The 20,572-nt window shown below is 44.9% G+C and carries 18 protein-coding genes and 2 pseudogenes; 13 read left to right on the top strand and 7 right to left on the bottom strand.

Annotation, left to right across the window (positions count from 1 at the left end; genetic code table 11):
• From QUB33_RS25400 to QUB33_RS25360, 9 genes and pseudogenes are all read left to right on the top strand, one after another.
• Positions 1-676: pseudogene (locus QUB33_RS25400) on the top strand (hypothetical protein); the annotation flags it as partial.
• Between the two features lie 103 nt (positions 677-779).
• Positions 780-1,061: a hypothetical protein gene (locus tag QUB33_RS25395; protein WP_333356020.1), complete on the top strand. Its 282-nt coding sequence runs from the start codon at positions 780-782 to the stop codon at positions 1,059-1,061.
• 30 nt (positions 1,062-1,091) lie between these two features.
• A pseudogene (locus QUB33_RS25390) lies at positions 1,092-1,289 on the top strand (transposase); the annotation flags it as partial.
• Between the two features lie 618 nt (positions 1,290-1,907).
• On the top strand, positions 1,908-3,104 hold the full coding sequence (locus QUB33_RS25385) for a glycosyltransferase (protein ID WP_333356017.1): 1,197 nt from the start codon (positions 1,908-1,910) through the stop codon (positions 3,102-3,104).
• Positions 3,105-3,372: 268 nt separating this feature from the next.
• Positions 3,373-4,728, top strand: a complete 1,356-nt coding sequence (locus tag QUB33_RS25380; protein ID WP_333356014.1) for a glycosyltransferase — start codon at positions 3,373-3,375, stop codon at positions 4,726-4,728.
• Positions 4,729-4,824: 96 nt separating this feature from the next.
• Positions 4,825-4,983: a hypothetical protein gene (locus QUB33_RS25375; protein ID WP_333356011.1), complete on the top strand. Its 159-nt coding sequence runs from the start codon at positions 4,825-4,827 to the stop codon at positions 4,981-4,983.
• The gene (locus QUB33_RS25370; RefSeq protein ID WP_333356008.1) at positions 4,980-5,771 is read left to right on the top strand and encodes an ABC transporter permease; all 792 of its coding nucleotides are present in this window, start codon (positions 4,980-4,982) and stop codon (positions 5,769-5,771) included. The genes QUB33_RS25375 and QUB33_RS25370 overlap by 4 nt, the downstream gene beginning before the upstream one ends.
• Positions 5,772-7,841 carry a Wzt carbohydrate-binding domain-containing protein gene (locus tag QUB33_RS25365; protein ID WP_333356004.1) on the top strand — a complete coding sequence of 690 codons (2,070 nt, stop codon included), beginning with the start codon at positions 5,772-5,774 and terminating at the stop codon, positions 7,839-7,841.
• A 154-nt stretch (positions 7,842-7,995) separates the two neighbouring features.
• Positions 7,996-10,416 carry a sulfotransferase gene (locus QUB33_RS25360; RefSeq protein WP_333356000.1) on the top strand — a complete coding sequence of 807 codons (2,421 nt, stop codon included), beginning with the start codon at positions 7,996-7,998 and terminating at the stop codon, positions 10,414-10,416.
• Between the two features lie 230 nt (positions 10,417-10,646).
• Here QUB33_RS25360 and QUB33_RS25355 read toward each other — a convergent pair whose 3' ends face one another.
• The 6 genes from QUB33_RS25355 to QUB33_RS25330 all read right to left on the bottom strand — a co-directional run bounded on the left by QUB33_RS25355 (position 10,647) and on the right by QUB33_RS25330 (position 15,252).
• Positions 10,647-11,867 carry an NAD(P)/FAD-dependent oxidoreductase gene (locus tag QUB33_RS25355; protein ID WP_333355997.1) on the bottom strand — a complete coding sequence of 407 codons (1,221 nt, stop codon included), beginning with the start codon at positions 11,865-11,867 and terminating at the stop codon, positions 10,647-10,649.
• Positions 11,868-11,874: 7 nt separating this feature from the next.
• The gene (locus tag QUB33_RS25350; protein WP_333355994.1) at positions 11,875-12,066 is read right to left on the bottom strand and encodes a hypothetical protein; all 192 of its coding nucleotides are present in this window, start codon (positions 12,064-12,066) and stop codon (positions 11,875-11,877) included.
• Between the two features lie 30 nt (positions 12,067-12,096).
• Positions 12,097-12,243 carry a hypothetical protein gene (locus QUB33_RS25345; protein WP_333355991.1) on the bottom strand — a complete coding sequence of 49 codons (147 nt, stop codon included), beginning with the start codon at positions 12,241-12,243 and terminating at the stop codon, positions 12,097-12,099.
• Positions 12,240-12,557, bottom strand: a complete 318-nt coding sequence (locus tag QUB33_RS25340; protein ID WP_333355987.1) for a hypothetical protein — start codon at positions 12,555-12,557, stop codon at positions 12,240-12,242. The genes QUB33_RS25345 and QUB33_RS25340 overlap by 4 nt, the downstream gene beginning before the upstream one ends.
• Before the next feature lie 112 nt (positions 12,558-12,669).
• Positions 12,670-14,577, bottom strand: coding sequence for a 1-deoxy-D-xylulose-5-phosphate synthase (gene dxs / locus QUB33_RS25335; RefSeq protein WP_333355984.1), 1,908 nt, complete (start codon positions 14,575-14,577; stop codon positions 12,670-12,672).
• Positions 14,578-15,018: 441 nt separating this feature from the next.
• Positions 15,019-15,252, bottom strand: a complete 234-nt coding sequence (locus QUB33_RS25330; protein ID WP_333355981.1) for a hypothetical protein — start codon at positions 15,250-15,252, stop codon at positions 15,019-15,021.
• 133 nt (positions 15,253-15,385) lie between these two features.
• Between QUB33_RS25330 and QUB33_RS25325 the strand changes: the two genes are divergently transcribed.
• A complete protein-coding gene (locus QUB33_RS25325; protein WP_190663558.1) occupies positions 15,386-15,598 on the top strand; it encodes a helix-turn-helix domain-containing protein in 213 nt (70 codons plus the stop codon).
• A gap of 17 nt (positions 15,599-15,615) precedes the next feature.
• On the top strand, positions 15,616-15,828 hold the full coding sequence (locus QUB33_RS25320; protein WP_333355977.1) for a helix-turn-helix transcriptional regulator: 213 nt from the start codon (positions 15,616-15,618) through the stop codon (positions 15,826-15,828).
• Positions 15,829-15,950: 122 nt separating this feature from the next.
• Here the strand turns inward: QUB33_RS25320 and QUB33_RS25315 are convergent, their stop codons facing one another.
• Complete coding sequence (locus QUB33_RS25315) at positions 15,951-18,038, bottom strand: thioredoxin domain-containing protein (RefSeq protein WP_333356023.1); 2,088 nt, start codon at positions 18,036-18,038, stop codon at positions 15,951-15,953.
• A 274-nt stretch (positions 18,039-18,312) separates the two neighbouring features.
• Between QUB33_RS25315 and QUB33_RS25310 the strand changes: the two genes are divergently transcribed.
• Both QUB33_RS25310 and QUB33_RS25305 read left to right on the top strand, forming a co-directional pair.
• Positions 18,313-19,887 (top strand): outer membrane protein assembly factor BamB family protein, encoded by a 1,575-nt coding sequence (locus QUB33_RS25310; RefSeq protein WP_333355974.1) that lies wholly within the window; start codon positions 18,313-18,315, stop codon positions 19,885-19,887.
• A 295-nt stretch (positions 19,888-20,182) separates the two neighbouring features.
• On the top strand, positions 20,183-20,572 hold a 390-nt coding region (locus QUB33_RS25305), incomplete at its 3' end, for a DUF6444 domain-containing protein (RefSeq protein ID WP_333355971.1).

Genomic DNA, 20,572 nt, shown 5'->3' with positions numbered 1-20,572 from the left:
ATCCAACTTATTAATCAAAAACCAATGCCTTTTTGAAACCGAGAAACAAGAAGTTTATAATTCAGGACTAGCGAGTAGTCCTTGGCAACACTTCGACCAAACTGGCGCGCGTGTAGGTGGAGTCAACCATACCACCAATATCATTTGCAACCCTTTATATACAGTATACTTCACAACAGCTAATAAAGATAGACAAACGGTACTCAAAGGATTACAGCCCGGACGAGAACTAAAATTTATTCTGAATCCACTGACATTCTCACTAATTGGGGACTTCAAAATCCCGACTAAATGGCAGAATGCTCTCAAGCTATTACCCCAAGGAACTGTGTTGAGTGAGGCAGAGTTTAATCACCTACTCAATAAGTATGTACCCAAACTGGGCGATCAACAAGTTACCCGGATTAGGGAAGCAGCAGCTATTGCTTTCTCTCATCAGCCAACAGATTGCCCAGTCGTACAAACCCTCTGTTGTGATGATGCTCCGCAATTCAAGCTAATCACTGCCGAGCGAGCGTTATGTTGGGTACACGAGGGAAGACATTACAAGAAGTTAAGCCCGGTATTCGCTTGCCATCAAGTAATTTTAGGGCAGTTTATCGAATATTTTTGGGATTATTATCGGGAATTATTAGCTTACAAAGACGCTCCCAGTCCCGAAGCTGCACAGCCTTGAAAGGCTACATTTCGGCTGCTTTTTGAAACTCCGAGTGGCTATGAATTGTTGGATGAACGCAAACAATTAACTGCTGGACAAGCATTCGAGTTGCGAGCGAGTTTTGGAGCATCCTGAATTACCTTTACACAATAATCCGGCTGAGTTAGCCGCCAGAACTATGGTGCAGCGACGTAATATTAGCTATGCAACTCAAACGATTGAGGGTACGAGGGCTTGGGATACTTTTATGTCTCTTGTGGCTACTACTCGTCAGTTGGGAATCAGTTTTTTCGATTATGTGCGTGACCGAATTTCTCAACTTGGAGTTATTCCCTCTCTATCTACTATTATTCGCTCCAAGTCTTCTCTTCATCCCTTGGGCTTGTCTTGGCAACTAGATTAACTGTTACCCCTACTTATTGAGCCGATACGGACACTCGATGTTACATTTTGCGAAGATGAAAGCCGGATTCGCAAACAGAACTCTCCCGAAAATTTTGCACTTTTACGTCGTTTAGCCATCAATTTACTGAAACAAGAAAAAACTTCTAAACACAGTCTAAAAATGAAACGGTATCGAGCAGCAATGGACAATAATTATTTAGTTAAAATTTTAAATTCTGCCAGTTAATGCTCAAAATCTAACACCTATCTAAGAAGGAAAATTATCCGGCTTTAAGAACTTCAGAAAATTTTAAGGTTCTGATTTAATCTGCTCAAATCGGGTTAAAATTAAAAATTTTAAGAAGGTTATTTAGTTATTTAGTAATGCACAAATTCAGGGTTTTGTCAAATTAATTTAGATGCGTTTACCCTGAGACGAATTAAAATATCAGGATCTCGTTGGAAATCAGAACATGTCGGACAAGTATTAGCTCATCGTTGTGCTTACTTGAACGGCTTAATTGGAAATCAGAGACACGCTGCATCAGTATAATTACTCCCTGCAAAAGTGACATGCTCCCGACGCCGACCGCCCATAACGGCTGCAATTGACACGTGCATCGAGGTGCGAAGGTTTTCGTTAAAAAATATTAGGTAGGAAAAAAAACTTGACATCAGCGGGTCATCGAAAGTTAAAATAAATAATATCCCTAACAAAATGAGGCTTTATGTTTGATTCGCGATCGGCAAGTATGGCATTGAGAAGTTGCTATACCCTAAAACAATTTCTGCTAAAATACATCCGGTAATATACTGAGTAGCTAGGATTTTTTGGCAATCTAAAATTTAAAATCTAAAATCTAAAATGGCAACAGCTATTATTGACCTGGAAATCTCCAAACTCCCGCCCGAAATTACGGTTGAGGAGCGTTACAGCAAAGCCTTGGTTTTAATTCGGCAGGGGGGAAAACCGATCGGCCAAGCTCTATTGTCGCTCGTCGGAGGTCGCGCCGACGCCTCCCTATTGCGGGAAACACTGATGAACGCTGCGGGAGAGAACCTTTGGAAAAATTGGCTCTACGATACCCTCGCATGGGACGAACGCGGGCCTGTGCAGGCAATGCCACTCGCCACAGTAGCGGTTTGCACGCGCGATCGCCCGGAAGATTTGCGGCGCTGTCTAGACGCGCTGATGCAGATCCCAGACGACGGTCAGGAATACTTAGTAATTGACAATTGTCCGGGCACGGACGCTACCAAGGAACTAATCAAAAATTACCCACAAGTCCGCTATGTGCGCGAAGACTTACCGGGTTCCAGCGCTGCCCGCAACCGAGCTTTACGCGAAGCTAAACACGAATTCGTAGCCTTTACAGATGACGATGCGGCGCCCGATCCGAACTGGCTGCGATCGCTCTTGTGGAATTTTAGCCATCCGCGCGTTATGTGCGTCACGGGGCTGGTGATGCCCTTGGAACTGGAAACCGAAGCGCAAGAATTGTTTGAGTGGTACAGCCCGCACGGGCGGGGATTTGATCGCCGAGTTTTTGATGGGGCGCAGTGCAATCCTCTGATTGTGCATCTTGTGGGAGTTTCGGCGAGTATGGCTGTGCGGAAAAGTTTGAGCGACTGCATTGGCCTGTTTGACGAAGCTTTGGGGGCGGGAACACCCACGGTGGGTGGCGAAGACTGTGAACTCTTTGCCCGCATTTTGCGCGCGGGCTACTGCATTGTCTACGAGCCGAGAGCATTGAGCTGGCACCGCCATCGCCGCACTTGGGAAGAATTGCGAAAAACCCTCCAAGGCTACGGAATCGGAGTCTATGCTTTCTGGACGCGGATTTTGGTGAAAAATCGTGAATTAGGGGTGGTGCGATTAGCTTTGGGATGGCTGTATTCCAAGCAAATTCCTGAATTATTTGCTTCTTTGCGAAAGCAACGGGGCTCTATTCCTAGTGATTTACTTTTGGCTCAACTGCGGGGCTGCATTAGCGGGCCGATGGCTTATTTTGCTTCTCGCAAGCGGTTGCAGGAAGTTAAGGAGAAAGTCAATCAATTTTAGATTTTAGATTTTAGATGGACTCCACAGATGAATCTGGGAAATGAAACTAAGGTCTAAGCTTTTTGGATAAATAATTAATCAGGAGGAACAGGGAAATTCGGCAACGGATGGTGTAATGGATAGAAGGGATTTAACAGATGGATATTGATGGGACAGCGAAGAAGTAAGAGTGTTGAAATTTTTCATCACCACTTATAAATCCCCACATACCAAATACCAAATATTAATTCCCAAATAACAATTACCAATTACCAATTATCAATCTAATATGAACAGGGAACATCTAACTGTTAGCGTAATTATTCCCAGCCACAATCGAAGTTCTTCGCTGCGGCGCGCCCTTGATGCTTTGCACTCGCAGACTTATCCGCTCGAGGTGATCGAAGTTATTGTGGTGGCAGATAGCTGCATAGACGATACTTTGGCAATGCTACAAGAGTACAAAGCTCCGTTTAAACTGCACGTGATCGAGGTAAATTGCCGGAGCGCTTCAATGGCCCGCAATACGGGCGCTGCTTCGGCTAACGGGCAATTGCTGCTGTTTCTCGACGACGATATCGAAGCCCTGCCACCTTTGGTGGAAAGCCACGCGCGCGCTCACCGAGAGCGTCCGGGCTGCGCTGTCATGGGCCCTTACCCGCCTAAGTTGCAGGGAGCAACTAGGTTGTTTGATGTGCAAGTGCGATCGTGGTGGGAAGACAAGTTTTATCAGATGAGCCAGCCGGCTCACCGATTTACTTATAAAGATTTGCTCAGTGGCAACCTTTCTGTGGATGCAGAACTTTTTGCTCGTCTTGATGGCTTCGATTCGGCTTTCGGGAACTGCGGCGGGGAAGATTACGAGTTTGGGGTGCGTTTGCTGAAAGCTGATGTACCTTTTGCTGTAGCGGGGGATGCAGTGGGCTATCATTACGAACACGAAACCAACAATCTCGATCGCTATTTCCGCCGATCCCGTCAGGAAGGGCGATCTGATGTTTTGATCGGCCACCGACACCCGGAACTTAGACAGACACTGCAGCTAGCAGGCTACGAAACTGCTTACTCGGTGGTAGATAAAATTCTCGTGGCGATCACGTTTTTCTGGCCGGCCGCTGTGGATTGCCTGGCCGTGGGACTGAGGCAATCTCTTGATTTACTCGAAAGCTTGCGGATGCGGGGAACTTGGCGGTGGTTGTGGGAAAAATTGCGCGGTTATTGGTATTTGAGGGGTGTCATCGATGAGTTGAAAAGTCGATCGGCAATTTCTAGTTTTTTACAAGGAGGCGTGGCGAGCGGCGATTTGGGCGGATATGAAATTGACATCGATTTGCAGCAAGGTTTGTTCGAGGCAGAACGCCTGCTAGACGCGGAACGGCCGGCTGGGGTTTACCTGTATTACGGTGAACGGACAGTAGGCCACATTTTTCCGCAAGCGGGCGCAGAACCGCTGCGGGGCGCTCACTTGCGATCGATTCTGGCGCTTGACTTTGCCGAACCCCTGGCTCGGGCGATCGGGGTTAACGGTATGCCCAAAAGTGCGGCTCTTTCTGAGCCTAGCTTAGTTGACAACACCCTACTTCAACATCTAGAGTTATGTACAGTAGTGGACAAAAAACAACTGAAAAATCCTTCCTATAACTGACATAATTAGATTATAGGAAAAAACAAAAATAGAGGTGGAATTAAGCCTTTAATTTATTTTAAACAAATAGTAATTGAGAGTTAAAAGGAAGAGAAATTGACAATGGTAATTATGGCAATAAAAGTGATTGAAGCTGATTTTTTAGAACCAATTGCTGACAAGCTGACCCTGGTGCAGACCCAGAATTTGGTTAAGATTCAGCCCTGGGAGGCATCCGGGCGAGAACCTCCGATAGTTGCCGGAGGTGTGCGGTGAGAAATGCAGGAACGCTGGTTTATCGGCGCAAAATAGCTCAGTGGTGCGATTTGCTCCGGGTGTTGGTCGATCGCGATATGAAATTACTTTACAAGCGATCGACCTTGGGGATTGCTTGGACTTTAATCAGTCCGCTGTTACAGTTGGCTGTATTTTCCTTTTTGTTTCGCTCTGTCGTACCCCTTAATATTCCAAAATTTTCTTCCTTTGCTTTCAGCGGCTTGTTAATCTGGAATTGGTCTCAAACGGTATTATTTAAATCAACGGCATTAATTACCAATCATAAGGCACTAATCAGGCAGCCAAATTTCCCCCCGGCAATTTTGCCGATAGTCACGACGACTACGGGGCTCATTCACTTTTTCTTAGCATTGCCGGTGTTACTTATCTTTCTGGCAATTGATGGCGTTCATCTGAATTCAGTGCTATTTTTCTTGCCACTGCTGATGATTATTCAGTTTGTTTTGACAGTTAGTTTTGCTTATCCCCTTGCCGCTTTGAATGTCACTTTCCGCGACACTCAGCACACTTTGGGAGTAGTTTTGCAGATGCTGTTTTACCTGACTCCGATTTTCTACGACATCAGCAGCGTCCCGGAAAAATTTAAGATTTTTTATTACTTAAATCCAATGGTGCCCCTGATTGAAGCTTACCGCGCCATACTTCTTAAAGGTATGCAGCCGGATTGGTCTGCTCTGTTAATTTTGAGCTTGGCTGTGGCGGCTCTTTTACCCATCGGACTGGGAATTTTTAGACGGCAAAGCGCTCATTTTGTGGAGGAAGTGTAAATGCGTGAAGCAATTATTGTCAAAGGTTTGGGTAAGCGTTTTAACCGCTACTCTACCGCGAAACCTCATACGATTATGGAAGCCGCTTTGTCCGGTTGGTGGAAGCTGAAGCCGGAGGCGAGTTTTTGGGCGCTGCGGAATATAAATTTTACTGTTTCTCCGGGCGAAATGCTGGGAATTCTTGGCAAGAATGGCGCGGGAAAATCAACGCTGCTGCAACTTGTCGGCGGTATTTGCCGGGCTGAGGAAGGATCTATTAAAGTTAACGGCAGAATTGGCGGCTTGTTGGATTTGGGTGCGAGTTTTCACACGGATCTAACGGGCAGAGAAAACGTGTTTGTGGGTGCGGTGGTGGCCGGTTTGACTCGCCGGGAAGTGGCGCGCAGGTTTGACGATATTGTGGAATTTGCAGAGTTAAAACAGTTTATTGACAGCCCGACGCGGACTTACAGTACGGGGATGAAAATGCGGCTGGCTTTTTCGGTGGCGGTGCATACCGATCCCGAAGTGCTTTTAGTTGATGAACATTTGTCGGTTGGTGATGTGGCTTTTCAAACTAAATGTTTGAATAAGATAACTGAGTTTAAAAATCAAGGATGTGCGATTGTTTTGATTTCTCACACTGCGTCGCAAATTCAGAAAATGTGCGATCGGGCTTTGTGGCTAAAATCAGGTGAAATTGTGGCTTATGGGGAACCGGAAGTGGTAGTCGGTCAGTATTTGTCAGAAATGCGCTCGTCCACAGAAAATCCCAGTACCCTGCGTGCTGCGGAAGCTACAAGTAACCAGTCACCCCTGCTAAGTAATCAGAATCGGTTCGGTTCTTTGGAAGTAGAAATTACCGAGGTCAAAGTGTTTCCCTATTCGGAAATAGATAGCGGTGATGCTATTAGCATTGAAATTAATTATTCGGTGTTCCAGGAAATTTCTGCTGCCATTTTTGCCGTGACAATCAGCAGGGATGATGGTCAAAGTTGTTTTGAGACTAATACTAATCAAATGGGCAGACTGCTGCCGCTGGTGAAAGGGAAAGGCAAAATCCGGCTGCAAATAGACAGACTGGATTTAGGAAACGGTCAGTATTACGTGAATGTTGGGGTTTACGAGGAAACTTTGGCTTACGCCTATGATTATCATTGGCAGGTTTATCCGCTCTACGTGCGATCTACTGTAAACCAAAAAACGATTCTTTGTCCGCCCTACCGCTGGGAATTTGAGGGCAAAATGCCGCTTCTGGAGTTACCGGAACCAGCCACTGCAACTTACGATTTGAATAAAAATAATCCCGGCTACGTCAATATTTCGACTCAGTTGGGATCTAAGCAAAAACCTGATTTTTTAATTATTGGCGCTCAAAACTGTGGCACGGAATCTCTCTACGGCTATCTCGCAAATCACTTGCAAATAAAAGAAGCTTCCCGCGAAATTCACTTTTTTGATTTGAATTATGAGCGTGGTGTTGATTGGTACAACAAACAGTTGGGTCGCAGTGTAACTGGTGAAAAGGTGTTGCTGTGGGAGATGACTACTTATTATATTTATCATCCTTTGGTGGCCGAGCGGGTTTACAAGTGTTTCCCGGATGTTAAGCTGATTTTGATGCTGCGAAACCCGGTAAAACGAGCATGGATGCACTATCATTTAGAAGTGGCGAGTGGCTGCGAAAAGTTGGATTTTGAAAAGGCCATCGCTTCTGAACCAGATAGGCTCAAAGGTGAGATTGAAAAAATGAAAGCCGATGAAAATTATTACAGTTTTAATCACCAGCATTATTCCTATCTGTCGCGGGGAATTTATGTAGAACAAATCAAAAATTGGCTTGATTATTTTCCGAGGGAACAGTTGCTAATTCTCAAAAGCGAAGAGTTTCACGCAAATCCCGGCAAAGTCTTTTCGGAAGTATTGAATTTCTTAGATCTTAGTGAGGGTGCAATTAAAGAATATGAAATCAATCATGTAGATCAATACAGCCAAATGCCGCCTGAACTCGAACAAGAATTGACTAATTATTTCACACCTTACAATCAGGAACTTTCGGATTTGTTAAAAGAAAATTTTACGTGGAGTTAAGCAAATATTTGAGTCCCGCTAAAAAATATAGGTTGACAAATGATTTATAATCATACATCAATTAAATCTCTTTCTTCTCTTACTCTGTGGGCTTAGCGCTCTCTGTGTTTCCCTCAAAAAAATCTCATTCACAAACCATTTATGAGGTATAAAAATGAAACGGATATTTTTAGTAGGCTCTCCGAGGAGCGGCACAACCATGCTTCAAAGTTTATTAGCCGCTCATCCTGAAGTTATTTCTTTTCCTGAATCTAAGTTTTTTCACTATTTACTGTACAAAAAATTTGTCCGAAAGTTTCCTGCTAGGATGGAAGCTTTTTTTAAGGATGAGATTAATCGCCCTGAACTTTTCCAAGGTTTTGATAATAGTCAAACTGTAGGCACTAAAGTTAGGTGGTTTGTCGAAATTTTGGATGGTTTGGCGGCGGAACAAAACAAAAGTATTTGGTTGGAAAAAACGCCGGAACACATATATTTTATTGAGGATATACAGCGGTTGTTGCCGGATGCTAAATTTATACATATTTTGCGAAACAGTATGGATACCATAGCTTCTCTGCATGAGGCTACTAGAAATTCTCATGATTTATGGGGGCCTGGTTGGGATTTAAACCACTGTATCACTCGCTGGAAAGAGGCGGTGTTAATTAGTCACAAATATGCTAAAAATTCTAATCATATCTTAGTGAAATATGAGGAAATTGTAGATAATAAAGTAAAAAAGTTAGAAGAACTTTGTGATTTTATGGGTGTTGCATATGATAAAAAAATGCTGAAATTTTATAAAGAAAAAGCAGTAAATTTAAGTTTAAATCTGCCTTGGCATCAAGGAATTGAGAGAGAGGTTAAAAGTAATAACGTTCACAAATATCATAAAATTTTTAATAGCAATGAAATTCGCTATATTTTAGATAAGATTAAGGGCGTCAAGGGTGACATTTCCGGGAAAGTTACGGTGGAAGTTAGCGAACCAATTGCCGATATTTGTGATATTCCGCAAATATGCGATCGCCTGTCCTGTACGATCAAACTAGAAGGAATTAAACTCGGTATTATTGAATTGCCGATTTGCGATGGCATGGTTGCGGCTTCGGTTTTGGCGGATGCGGTGGCAGCCCAGTTTGCTTGGCAAATTCTCGATCGCTTCTTTCAACGCAATCGCTGCGAAAAAGGCAATAAATTGTGGGAAACTTTGCTGGAACCATTGCACCCTAAACATGACTGGACGCTATTTCTGCAAGAATTATGGGGGCGTCCGCATTGGCATTTGGAGGATTTCTACAAGCCTGAAATAGCAGAGGAAGTCTCAACAATTACCCTCGAAAAAAAATTGATAGTCTTAGAAATTAGCGAGGGATTTGCTAATATAAAAGTTAAGCTTTCTGAAATAGACGTGCTGGTGAAAGTAGGCGGCGTGGCTGTCGGTATTGTAACTGTTGCGGTGGAAAATAATTTTGTTTCAGCTCAAAAATTGCGATCGACAATTAATCGAAATATTGGTTTTGAGTTGTGCGTCGCCGCCGTGCGAGAAGCTTTGCTGGGAAAACCCCTCAACGGCAAGCAATGGCTGCGATCGCGCTTAGCCTCTTGTGCTCAACAAAGGTCTAATTTGCCCGACTGGTTGAATGCAGCGGGTGCTGGGGGCATTTACCCCCAAAATGCGGTGATGTTCGGCAGGCGATCGGGTGCGATCGGAACGAGTGTCAGCCGTCGCGCCGCACTCCCGGCGGCGGCGCTGCCGGAAATCGAGTCAGCGGCGGCAATCGCGGGGGAACCGACAATGCAAATTCCCCAAGAAAACGAGTTTCCAAAGCAAGTATTTTACGCACCGGAAATCATTGGCTCAAATTCTTCTTATCGGGAAGTTTCTCACTCAGTGAAACCTCAAGTTGTGGACAATCATAGCGTTACAAAAAAACTCCCGATTCTCTCCTACCGCCGCATTTCTCCTGACGGTTTAGACGCAGTTACTCCCCAGATTTTTGAACAACAGTTACACAATCTCAAAAATCTGGGTTATTACAGTGCGAGTTGGGAAAATTGGCGCAGCGCGAAACTGGCTAAAACTCCTTTACCCGGTAAAGCTATATTGATGACTTTTGACGGCGGCTATCTCGACTTTTTCCAATATGCTTGGCCTCTGCTAAAACGCTTTGATTTTACCGCAACTGTTTTTCTAGTAGCGGAGTCAATAGGAAAGACAAATAGTTGGGAAAAAGCCGAATTTGAAGAAGTGCAGTTAATGGGATGGCCGGAAATTTTGCAACTGCGGGATGCCGGAATTGAATTCGGTTCTATGTCTGCGACTCATCAACCTTTGACTGCATTGTCGCCGACAGAAATTGTGCGGGAGGCAGCCAAATCCCGTGCTATCTTGGAACGGGGATTAGAGAAATCTGTTAAATGTTTTGCCTATCCTTACGGGGATGTCGATCCAATTGTAGCGCATTTAATTGGAGCGAGTGGATATACTTTTGGTGTATCATATCACTTAAATTTTAGCAGTTTTGACGATTCTTTATTGTCGCTGCCGCGCATTCAAGTCACCGCAGAAAATGCCTTAAAATTAGCTTAGTAATCTCGCTTCCGGTTGCACCGGAATGATTGTTGACTGTTGACGGTTGACTGTTGACTGTGAGTCAAAAAAATGAAAATTGCGCGAATTATTTGTTGGCAGCTTGATTCGACTTTACGCCCAATGATGAAGCGCGGATTTGATATCATTCCGGCGCAGCCGGAATTGATATAAGGTGCGTCAATCAGCCAGATTTTTGCCTCAACTAACAATCTCTCAACGGACTGATTTTACCAGTGAAATTTCTCAATCAATTCCTTGATTTTTCGCTGCAAATAACCGCCTAACCCTCGGGAAATTTTCTCAAATTTATAATAAAATAAAATATCCATAACATCTTCAGTTTCCATATACTTTAAATAATAAATCATTTTATCTGTCAGTTCATCATTAACATCATCGATATATTTTCTCACCGCCAACCTTTCCGAAATATTCCATTTCTTATCAAACTTTCGGTGCATTTCCGTCTCATAATCCCGAAAATCTGAGATTTTCCCCTCCAAATAGCTTTGAATATATTTCCCCGCTATTTGGGCACCATCCATCCCGTGTCTAATCCCTTCGCCACCCAAAAAATTTACTGTCGAAACACTATCGCCGATCGCAATTATATTATCCTTGCAATAAATATCCTTCAAACCAGGGCTGTACTTCAGCGTGGAACCGTGTTTGTCAATAATTTTATAATTTTTACACTTCAGATATTCATCAATCAGTAAATCAATATATTTTTTCAGCGGTGACAAATGCTTCACCGTTTTCGGATCTAAAAAAATGCGCCCCGCACCAACTTTCAGCCTGTTTGGTTCCATTGGGAATATCCAGGAATAACCCTTCGGCATCCATTTATCGCCCAAAAAGAAGATTAAATCACCCCTGTATTTATTGTAAACTTCCGGCTCTACTTCAATTAAATATTCGATTCCGGTTCCCGACAAAAAATCTGGCTTATCATTCTCTTTTTCGTACATAACCGCCCTAGCAAAGCCAGTAGCATCAACCAATACTTTCGTGCTAACTGTGATAAGTTGACCGCTGGATAACTGTTTAAATTCTACGGTTGTTTCGCCCTTGGCTTGTGAATGTCTGGTGTACCGATAACCCAGCCAAACTTCACCGCCAAATCGCTCAGCTTCGCTGGCCAAAAATGCTCTAAATTTAGCAAAGTTGAGAACAACTCCCAAGCTTTCGGGAGACTCCCAACTTTGACTGACTTTGCTAGTTTCAATAGTAAGTTTATGCCAAAAACTGCCGATAACGGATTCGGGTAAATTGAATTTAGAGAGAGTTTCTAGAGGCGTGGCAGCGCTGGAAAAGTCATTTTTATTAAAATTGTCGTTTTGCTCTGCCAGCAAGACTTTGTGGCCGGATTGGGCTAGGATTCTCGCGCAGTGACCGCCTGCTGGGCCGGCTCCTACTATTACTATGTCAAAAGTTTTTAAAGTCATTTTGCTTTTAACTCGCTTCCAATGTCACAATACCCGCAGACATATCAACTGCTAACCGCCGATTTTTCAGCCACTGGCGGCCGATTAAAATTTCCGGTACTCCGTCACCCACATGAACGGAAATGTCAAACTCTTGCTCATCTATGCGTACTTTTCCTGCATAAATATCGAAATCAAATTCTCCCTTTACTGTTCGCATTTCTTGTCGCCTAATATAAATCCAATCCAGTCACTCGAAATCTCGATCGTCCATTGCTGCCCACCCCGAAAAACCTGTATATAGCAGAGCATCAACAGGTAATTCTAAGCCGTTATTAGCAATCAATTCAACTTCAAAAAATAGCTCGTCCTCATCACCAAATCTTCCTTCAATCATATTGAGCCGCACGCCCCTGTATTGTTGATTCGGAAAAGGTAAGGGATAGCATTTGGGTGTTTGTGGCGACACATTTTGGTAGCCGCCATATCATCCTTGTCGATAAAATATTCCCCCCTATCAGGTTCAACCGCCATGTACCAGTTGTAGTGAGTGTCAATTAATTCTGGTTTAAGGCGATCGAAAATTACTTTGCAACGCTTGCGAAATGCCGCTCTTTCAGCGCGCCACTGAGCTTTTTTTTCTTCTGACCACTGAATTTCGGGGAACAATCTTCCTCGCCGCACGGTACGATTTCGTTTCACCTCAGTCATTGTTTTTTCTCCCTTATCCTCAAACCTTCCTTAAATCATGCTGCTCTTTCACTCTCATAGATCGGATCTCGAATGATAAGGTGCGCTAGGCGCACCCTACCATTCTAGTTATTTACACGCTAACAGGAGACTGTTTGCGGCTGAATGTTGCTAAGATGCGATCGGCCATTTGCGGTGGAGTTAACCCTAAACTTGCAAATGATTGCTCCGGCGTTGCATGATCTACTAATGTATCCGGTACACCCAGCCGCATCAGCGGTACGAGGACATTATTGTCGAGCAAAGATTCGGCTACTGCTGAACCGAACCCGCCCATCAAACAGCCTTCTTCTAAAGTGACAACTCGCCCGATTCGCTGTGCTAAAGGCAAGATTAATTCGGTGTCCAAAGGCTTGACAAAACGCGCATTGATGACAGTTGCTTCAATACCGTGCTCGCTCAGAATCTCGGCGGTTTGCATTGCCGGATAAACCATTGAACCGTAACCCAAGATCAGCAAATCGTCGCCGTTGCGGAGAATTTCGGCTTTGCCGATCGGCAATTCTTCCCAACCTTCTTCCATCAGAGGCACGCCGTAACCGTTGCCGCGCGGGTAACGCATGGTGATCGGGCCGCTTGTGTGGTTGATTCCCGTGACTATCATCCGCTGCAATTCTGCCTCATCTTTTGGTGCCATAACTACCATATTTGGCAGGCACCGCAAGAAGGCAATGTCGTACATCCCTTGGTGGGTGGGGCCGTCAGCACCGACAATGCCTGCGCGATCCAAACAGAAGAAAACTGGCAAATTTTGGATGCACACATCGTGGATTATTTGGTCGTATCCCCGCTGCACAAATGTTGAGTAAATTGCTACAACCGGGCGCATTCCTTCGCAGGCTAAACCAGCGGATAAGGTCACGGCGTGCTGTTCGGCAATCCCGACATCAATGTACTGTTTCGGCAGTTTTTCATGAAGTTTATCCAGGCCTGTTCCGGTTGCCATGGCAGCGGTAATGCCGACAATTTTGGGATTATCTTCGGCTAGCTTGACTAGGGCGTGGGCAAACACTTTCGAGTAAGCTGGAGGTTTGGGTTTAGTGGAGGGAATGCCTTTGCCGGTGGCTAAGTTAAAGGGATTTTGGGCGTGATACCCTACTTGGTCTTTTTCGGCGATCGCATATCCTTTGCCCTTTACCGTCACCACGTGAACCAACACCGGCCCTTGAATGGTATGAGCTTGTTTGAAAGTGGCAATTAGCTCTTCCAAATTGTGTCCATCTACCGGGCCCATGTAAGTAAAGCCTAATTCTTCAATTACTGCTCCAACTTTCGAGACTGCCAAGCGTTTCATCCCTTCTTTGAGGCGTTCCATTTCTGGAGTAAAAGTTTCGCCGACAAAGGGAATGTGTTTGAATTGTTCCTCTAAGTTATCTTTGAGAAACTGCACCGGTGGCGACAATCGCATCTTGTTCAAATAGCGGGTAATTGCGCCGACGTTGGGCGAGATTGACATCTCATTGTCGTTGAGCACAACTAACAAATTGGTTTTCGGCATATGGCCCGCGTGGTTGATGGCTTCGAGTGCCATGCCGCCAGTCAATGCGCCGTCGCCGATGACTGCTACAGTTTTAAAGTTTTCCCCCTTGAGGTCGCGCGCCATCGCCATTCCTAACGCTGCGGAAATACTTGTGGAAGCGTGACCTGCGCCGAAGTGGTCAAATTTGCTCTCGCAGCGCTTGAGATAGCCTGCAACGCCGTCTTTTTGGCGCAGGGTGTGGAATTGGTTGTAGCGGCCGGTGATTAATTTGTGAGGATAAGCTTGGTGGCCGACATCCCAGGTAACTTTGTCGCGATCGAGGTCGAGTGTTTGGTAGAGTGCTAAGGTCAGTTCGACTACACCCAATCCTGGGCCGAGGTGGCCGCCGCTAGCGGCTACAGTTTCTAAATGCTTTTCTCGAATTTGTCGGGCAATTTGTTCGAGTTGATGAATCGAGAGGCCGTGTAATTGGTTTGGGTGAGTCAGTTGGCTGAGATGCATATTTTAAAATCTTGCTCCTGTGAATCAGGACGAATCCTTAACAGCTATAGGTTGAGCCTGCGACGCTGGGGACGCGCAAACGTTAGAATAGTTTAGCTGTTATTTGGGAAAAACTGTTAGGCGTAACAATTTTATTATTTCTGACCTGGTAATCATAGTAAATAAATATTACAGAGTCAATATAAAAACTGCTTATATTGTAATTGGCTAATCGCTAATTGTTAGCTGCATGGAGATTCTTAATAATTTAAAGCTAAAAAAGGCAACCTAAAAAAATAAAATACTTAGATACCCGACTTCTTAAAGAAGTCGGGTATCTGGCAGAAGAACGTTTTACTTTTAATGAGAGCGACCTACTTACTTTTTCTCAGGAAAGAGCGATCGCTCTTTTCTATTTATCGGTTTTCCAGTTAAAACAAAAAAGGACCTCGCTCCCATCGATTACAGCATTCGCTCGCAATTAGCCGATCGCACTTCTGGCAATTTCTCGGCCCCAGTCGTATCAAAAACGATCGCGTGTTTGGCAGCCGGCAACAACCGCCGTAAAATCTGTATGTATCCCTCTGCATCGCCCCGGCGGTGGAATCGAGCAACCACCAATCGCTGCATATTTGGCAATTGCCGCACGATACACCAGGGATGAGTGTTTAATTTGGGCTTTGATGTTGGTATCATAGGGTAATCCTTCCCCGCGTTTGCGGGGTGTGGTAGAAAAAGCGATCGCCCTTAAGTTTTCCAGGCTCGGAGGGCGATCGTTTTGAGTTATTCTTATATATAAGGTTAATACTAACCTGTTGTCAAGGGCAAAATGGGGCGAGTTAGACTAAAGATTCGAGAATTGGCAGAAGAAAAGGGCTGGACGCTGCAAGATGTCGCCGATCGCTCTGGGGTTAATTACAACACAGTTAAGGGTTATGCTAGGCGAGATGACGGCATGAGTACGGTTGACCTTAGCGCCGTTCAGAAGATCGCCCTTGCTTTTGACGTAATGATTGAAGATTTGGTCGAGTTTTTGGAATAGTAGGGGCGATCGCACTAATGGGCTACGTTAGACTGCGGATTCGAGAATTAGCTGAGAAGAGAGGTTGGACGTTTAAAGAAGTGGCCGAACGATCGGGAGTGAATTACAACACTGTTAGAAGCTACGTTCAGCGCGATGCTTTGAACACGGCCGATATTTCTGCTGTCTACAAAATAGCCCGCGCCTTCGACGTGACGATGGAAGATTTGGTCGAGATTTTGGAAGATTGAGGGGCAGACTGAAGATGCGATCCCTTCCCGGTAGAAGATAATCTACTTCTTCCTTCTGCTTCCTCCTTCTTCCTTCGCGTCCTTCGCGTCTTCGCCGTTCAATAATATAGACAGTATTGGTGCTAAACTCGCGTTTGACTTTGCAAAATTTCCTCCAACAGCCGCTCTTGACTTTTCGCCGGTTCTTTGCAAGTTAAACACTCGCAGACTAACCCGATAACACCTTCAGGCAAATCAGCCTCAATCTGACAGACAGCAGTCGGATAATACTGCGAAATCAACCCGGAAATCTGGTCGGGTGACGTGCGAATCAGCGTAGAATGCTGATACCAGTCGATCGCCGAAAGTAGACTCGGACAAGCTTGCGGAGCATCTTGTACAATACTGCTGAAAGCTTGCAAACCTTGTTGGGCGCGATCGAGATATTCTAAATTCGGGCCCAGCAGTGCGAGACGAACCAAAGAGGCGATCGCAATTCCATTCGCCGCCGGAGTTGCATTGTCTATATAGCTGCGTTCCCGCACCAACAAATCTCCGCTAGCATCCTTAGCAGTATTGTAATATCCTCCCAATTCCACGCTCCACAAAAACTCATCAAACTCTTCTTGCACCTGCACAGCTTTCTCCAACCAAAACTGAGAATTCGGCAACTTTTTGGCCTCTTCCCCGTTTCCTAAAGTCAAACTCGCTTGATGCAAATCCAACAAAGCTTTCACAAACAAAGCATAATCTTCCGACTGCGCGGTTACAGCAGATTTTCCGTCATAATTCAACCGCTGAAACCGACCATCCGTCCACTGATTGTCTAAAATAAAATTAGCAGTTGTCACAGCTAATTCCAGATATTCCCAATTCCCAAAAACCGCCGCAGCGCGGGCTAAACCCGAAATCATTAAGCTATTCCAAGCAGCAATCATTTTCGTGTCCGTAACTGCGGGAATTCTACCCGGCCAACTGTCGTTTTTAGCTTCTTGATTGTTGCGGGCTGGCGGAAAGGTTTTTACAGTCTCGGGATTGCCACCGTAGCGAACCGCAAAGAGTTTAGCCAAAGCCGTTTCTACCGTGTCGCTCAGTTTTCCAGGATGGCGGCGCTGCAATACATTTTGACCTTCAAAATTGCCGCTGCGACTAACAGTAAACTGTGCTTTAATTTCCGTTAATTCCTCAGCCGTTAACAGTTGTTCCAGTTCGGCATAAGTCCAGACATAAAATGCTCCTTCTTCCGGTTCAAATTCTTCAGAAGTGTTAAAGCTGTCAGCATCCTGTGCGGCATAAAAATAGCCTGTTGGCGCAGTCATTTCTCGCTTCAACCATTCTACTGTCCCCGCGATCGCAGTTTCAAAAGCAGGCTCTTGTATTCCCGCACTCCACAAATTCGCTAAATACTCAACAATTTGACCGTTGTCGTAAAGCATTTTTTCAAAGTGTGGCACAGTCCAAGTCGCATCAACCGTGTAGCGGTGAAATCCGCCTGCTACGTGGTCGTAAATGCCGCCCAATGCTAAGTCTAATCCGCGCTGAGTGCAGACTTGTTTGCTGTCGTATTTTGATTCAAAATTAAATCGCGTTCCCCGCAGTGCTAGCTCAGCATAAGGTATCATCGGAAAACTGGGACCTGGGTTGTGGCCTGCAACAATTCCGGTGTTGATTTCTAAACCTTTTTGAAAGATTTCGCGATTTAATTCGGCCGTTACTCCTGACAGCGCTGCCGTCTGTTGAAGGTTGCCTAAAATCTCTGCTTTGAAGGATTCTACTTTGCCTTTTTCTGTGTCGTAAAAGCGGCGAATTGCTTGTAAAACTTCTAAAAATCCCGGCCGTCCGTAGCGCGGTTCTACAGGGAAATAAGTGCCTCCGTAGAAGGGAACTCGCTCGTCGGGAGTGAGAAAAACGTTGAGCGGCCAACCGCCTTGACCGGTCATCATTTGCAAGGTTTGCATATAAATGCTGTCGATATCTGGGCGTTCTTCGCGATCGACTTTTACGGGTATAAAGTGCGAATTCATGTATTCGGCGATCGCGCGATCGGAAAATGCTTCTCCTTCCATCACAGTACACCAGTGGCAGCTAGAGTAGCCAATTGACAGGAAAATCGGTTTATTTTCGCTCCGGGCCGTTTCTAAGGCTTCGTCGCACCAGGGCCACCAGTCGATCGGATTGTCGGCGTGTTTCCGGAGGTAAAGGCTTTGGGATTGAGCAAGACGGTTGACCATAATCAAATATACTTTTACTCGTGCTGGGTAAGCTTGTCTTTTATGAGGCAGCATAGAATTCGATCCCCCCTAGCCCCCCTTAAGAAGGGGGGGACAAGATTCCGATCAAAGTCAACCCCTACTCCCCTTCTTAAGGGGGATTTAGGGGGATCGAGATATGTGCAACTTCACATTAAATTGGTATCAGTCCTCTAGCAGTTTAGCGCGAGATGTTTTAGTTGAGTTGTTGCTGATAATTGTGTTTTAATATTATGGCGGAGTATCTCGATATAACATGAGCTTATCATCTCGGAGAACCTTCAATCAACAGCTAGGACAATTTTTGCTGAGCGCCGCTGTTCCTCCTGCTGTTTCCCAACTGTACCAAACTGAAGATTCGGCTCAAGCTTTATCGGAAACTAATCTTAACAATTTTCTGGCGAAAGCAGACCCAGAAATAGAATTATTAGTCCCGACCTTTTTAGGTAACGACAAGCGCCGCTTCTACGGTCGAGGTGTTCCGAAAAGCTTGAAATTAATCGACAAATTTCAACTCGGTAGCGGACGGACTTTTCTGGGAAGGCGATCTGTAGTTTGGAGCGGCGCCGGTTGGACAGGACAGCCGACAATTACCAGAGACGGGGGAAAAACTTATTTAATTATAGGTGCTTATGACCACAATTTGCGAAAAATAGATATTGCTACTAATAAAGAAGTTTGGCGCTATAAATTTGATGATATAATCAAAGGCTCCTCAACGATTTATATCGATGAAAAAGCTAGCCCCGAAAACAGAATTGTGATTTTGCAAGGCAGCCGCAGTGGCGGTGGTGGCAAAAAAGTAGTGCCGAGTTTTAGAGCAATATCTTTTAGAACTGGCAAGGAACTTTGGAAGTTGGACATCAGGAGAACGCCCAGCTACAGCCGTGATAATGACAGCAGCGCTTTGGACATAGGCGGTGGCGTTTTGTTCAATGCGGGGGAAAATGCGATCGGCTATTTTCTCGATAGTTCCACAAGCCAAGCCAAAATTAAACAAGGAATCAAGCAGCCAAATATCTTGTCGGAAGTACAGCTTTATGCAGCAGGAGATATCAGCAAGCACAGGGGAAACCTGGTCGCGGAATCATCACCATCAAGGCTCAAAGATCGAATATTTATAGCTGCTGGTTCCGGTCATATTTACGGTATTAGCATTGAAACTAAAAAGATAGTCTGGGATTTCTATACTGGTTCAGATTTGGATGGAAGTGCTGTAATTTCTAAATCAGGGAAACTGTTTTGTGCCATTGAAAAACAATACATTCAGGGCAACGGTGGAGTGCTGAAGCTGAATCCCAACAAGGAACCGAATGCCAGCGTCGAATGGTTTTTACCTACCGGAAATCGCCGACTGTCTAGCTGGGAAGGCGGGATAATTGGCTCGGTGGCGTTGAATGACGAGTACAATTCAGGCGAGTTTCCGGCGCTGTTTGCCACAAATGCGATCGACGGCAATTTGTACATCGGTTCCCAAGATATGATTACAGGCAAAAAAATTGCTGTACCTTGGCGAAACCAGTCTTACGATACTCCGGTAATAGTATTTAAAAAAGCAATTGGTTCTTCAATTTCGACTCCGATTTTTACAGATGGCAATAAACTGATCAGTGCGGGCTACAACGGTGTTTATTTGTTCAATTTGAATTGGGAACGAGCGAACTCGGGGGATCAGAATGCGTTGAGAAATGCTAAAGGCGAGTTTTACCGTTTGAAAGTAATAGAATCGGGGAGATTTAAGCCGGGTTTGTCATTTGAGGCGACGCCTGTAGTTTGGGACGGAATTGTGAGGATTTGCGCGAGGGATGGCTGGATGTATACTTTGGGGTGAACTACCTACCGGCTTGGCGACTGTCGGAAGTGCGATCGCATCCTCATTTTCTAGATGTTGAAATCCGCCAATGCCACTACCTGCCGTTTAACTGCACTTATATCTTTCCTATATAAGGATGTCAGGAATTATCGGAAACCTGTTATAGCAATCCTCGCATCATTTGTGAATTTCTTACGGACTCCCCGCGAGTTCGGGGAGGGTTGGGGTGGGGTAAAAAATTTACAACTTATTTACGTAAGGATTCAGGTCAAAAATATTTCAGAGACCCCAATAAATGTGGTAATGTAGTCAAATGAGTAAACAACCAGAGTTACCAGCACTGAAAATCGAAATAATTGAGCAGTGGAGCCATGAGGAACTGGTCAGACTGGTGCTGACTCAAGAGAAGCTGATTGCAAAATTACAACAAGAACTCGAACAACTCAAAGAGAAACAGCCGAGCAATAGCAAAACATCATCGAAACCCCCATCGAGTGATCTCATACAGAAATCAGAGACAGCCGCTTTTGATAACTCAAAAGAGTCAGAGTCCCAACCAAAGCGAAAACCAGGAGGACAGCCTGGACATATCGGCAAAACCCGCAAAGGATTTGGGCGAGTAGATAGGGAGCATCCCAGTTTTGCAGCCAGTATAAATACTCAAAGACTTAGCAGGCAAGTTGATGGCAGAATAGAAAGCAAA

The organism is Microcoleus sp. B3-A4 (genome assembly GCF_036705385.1).
Classification (GTDB): Bacteria; Cyanobacteriota; Cyanobacteriia; order Cyanobacteriales; family Microcoleaceae; genus Microcoleus.
Note: the sequence above shows the minus strand (reverse complement) of the source record. Positions and strands in the feature narration are given on the sequence as shown.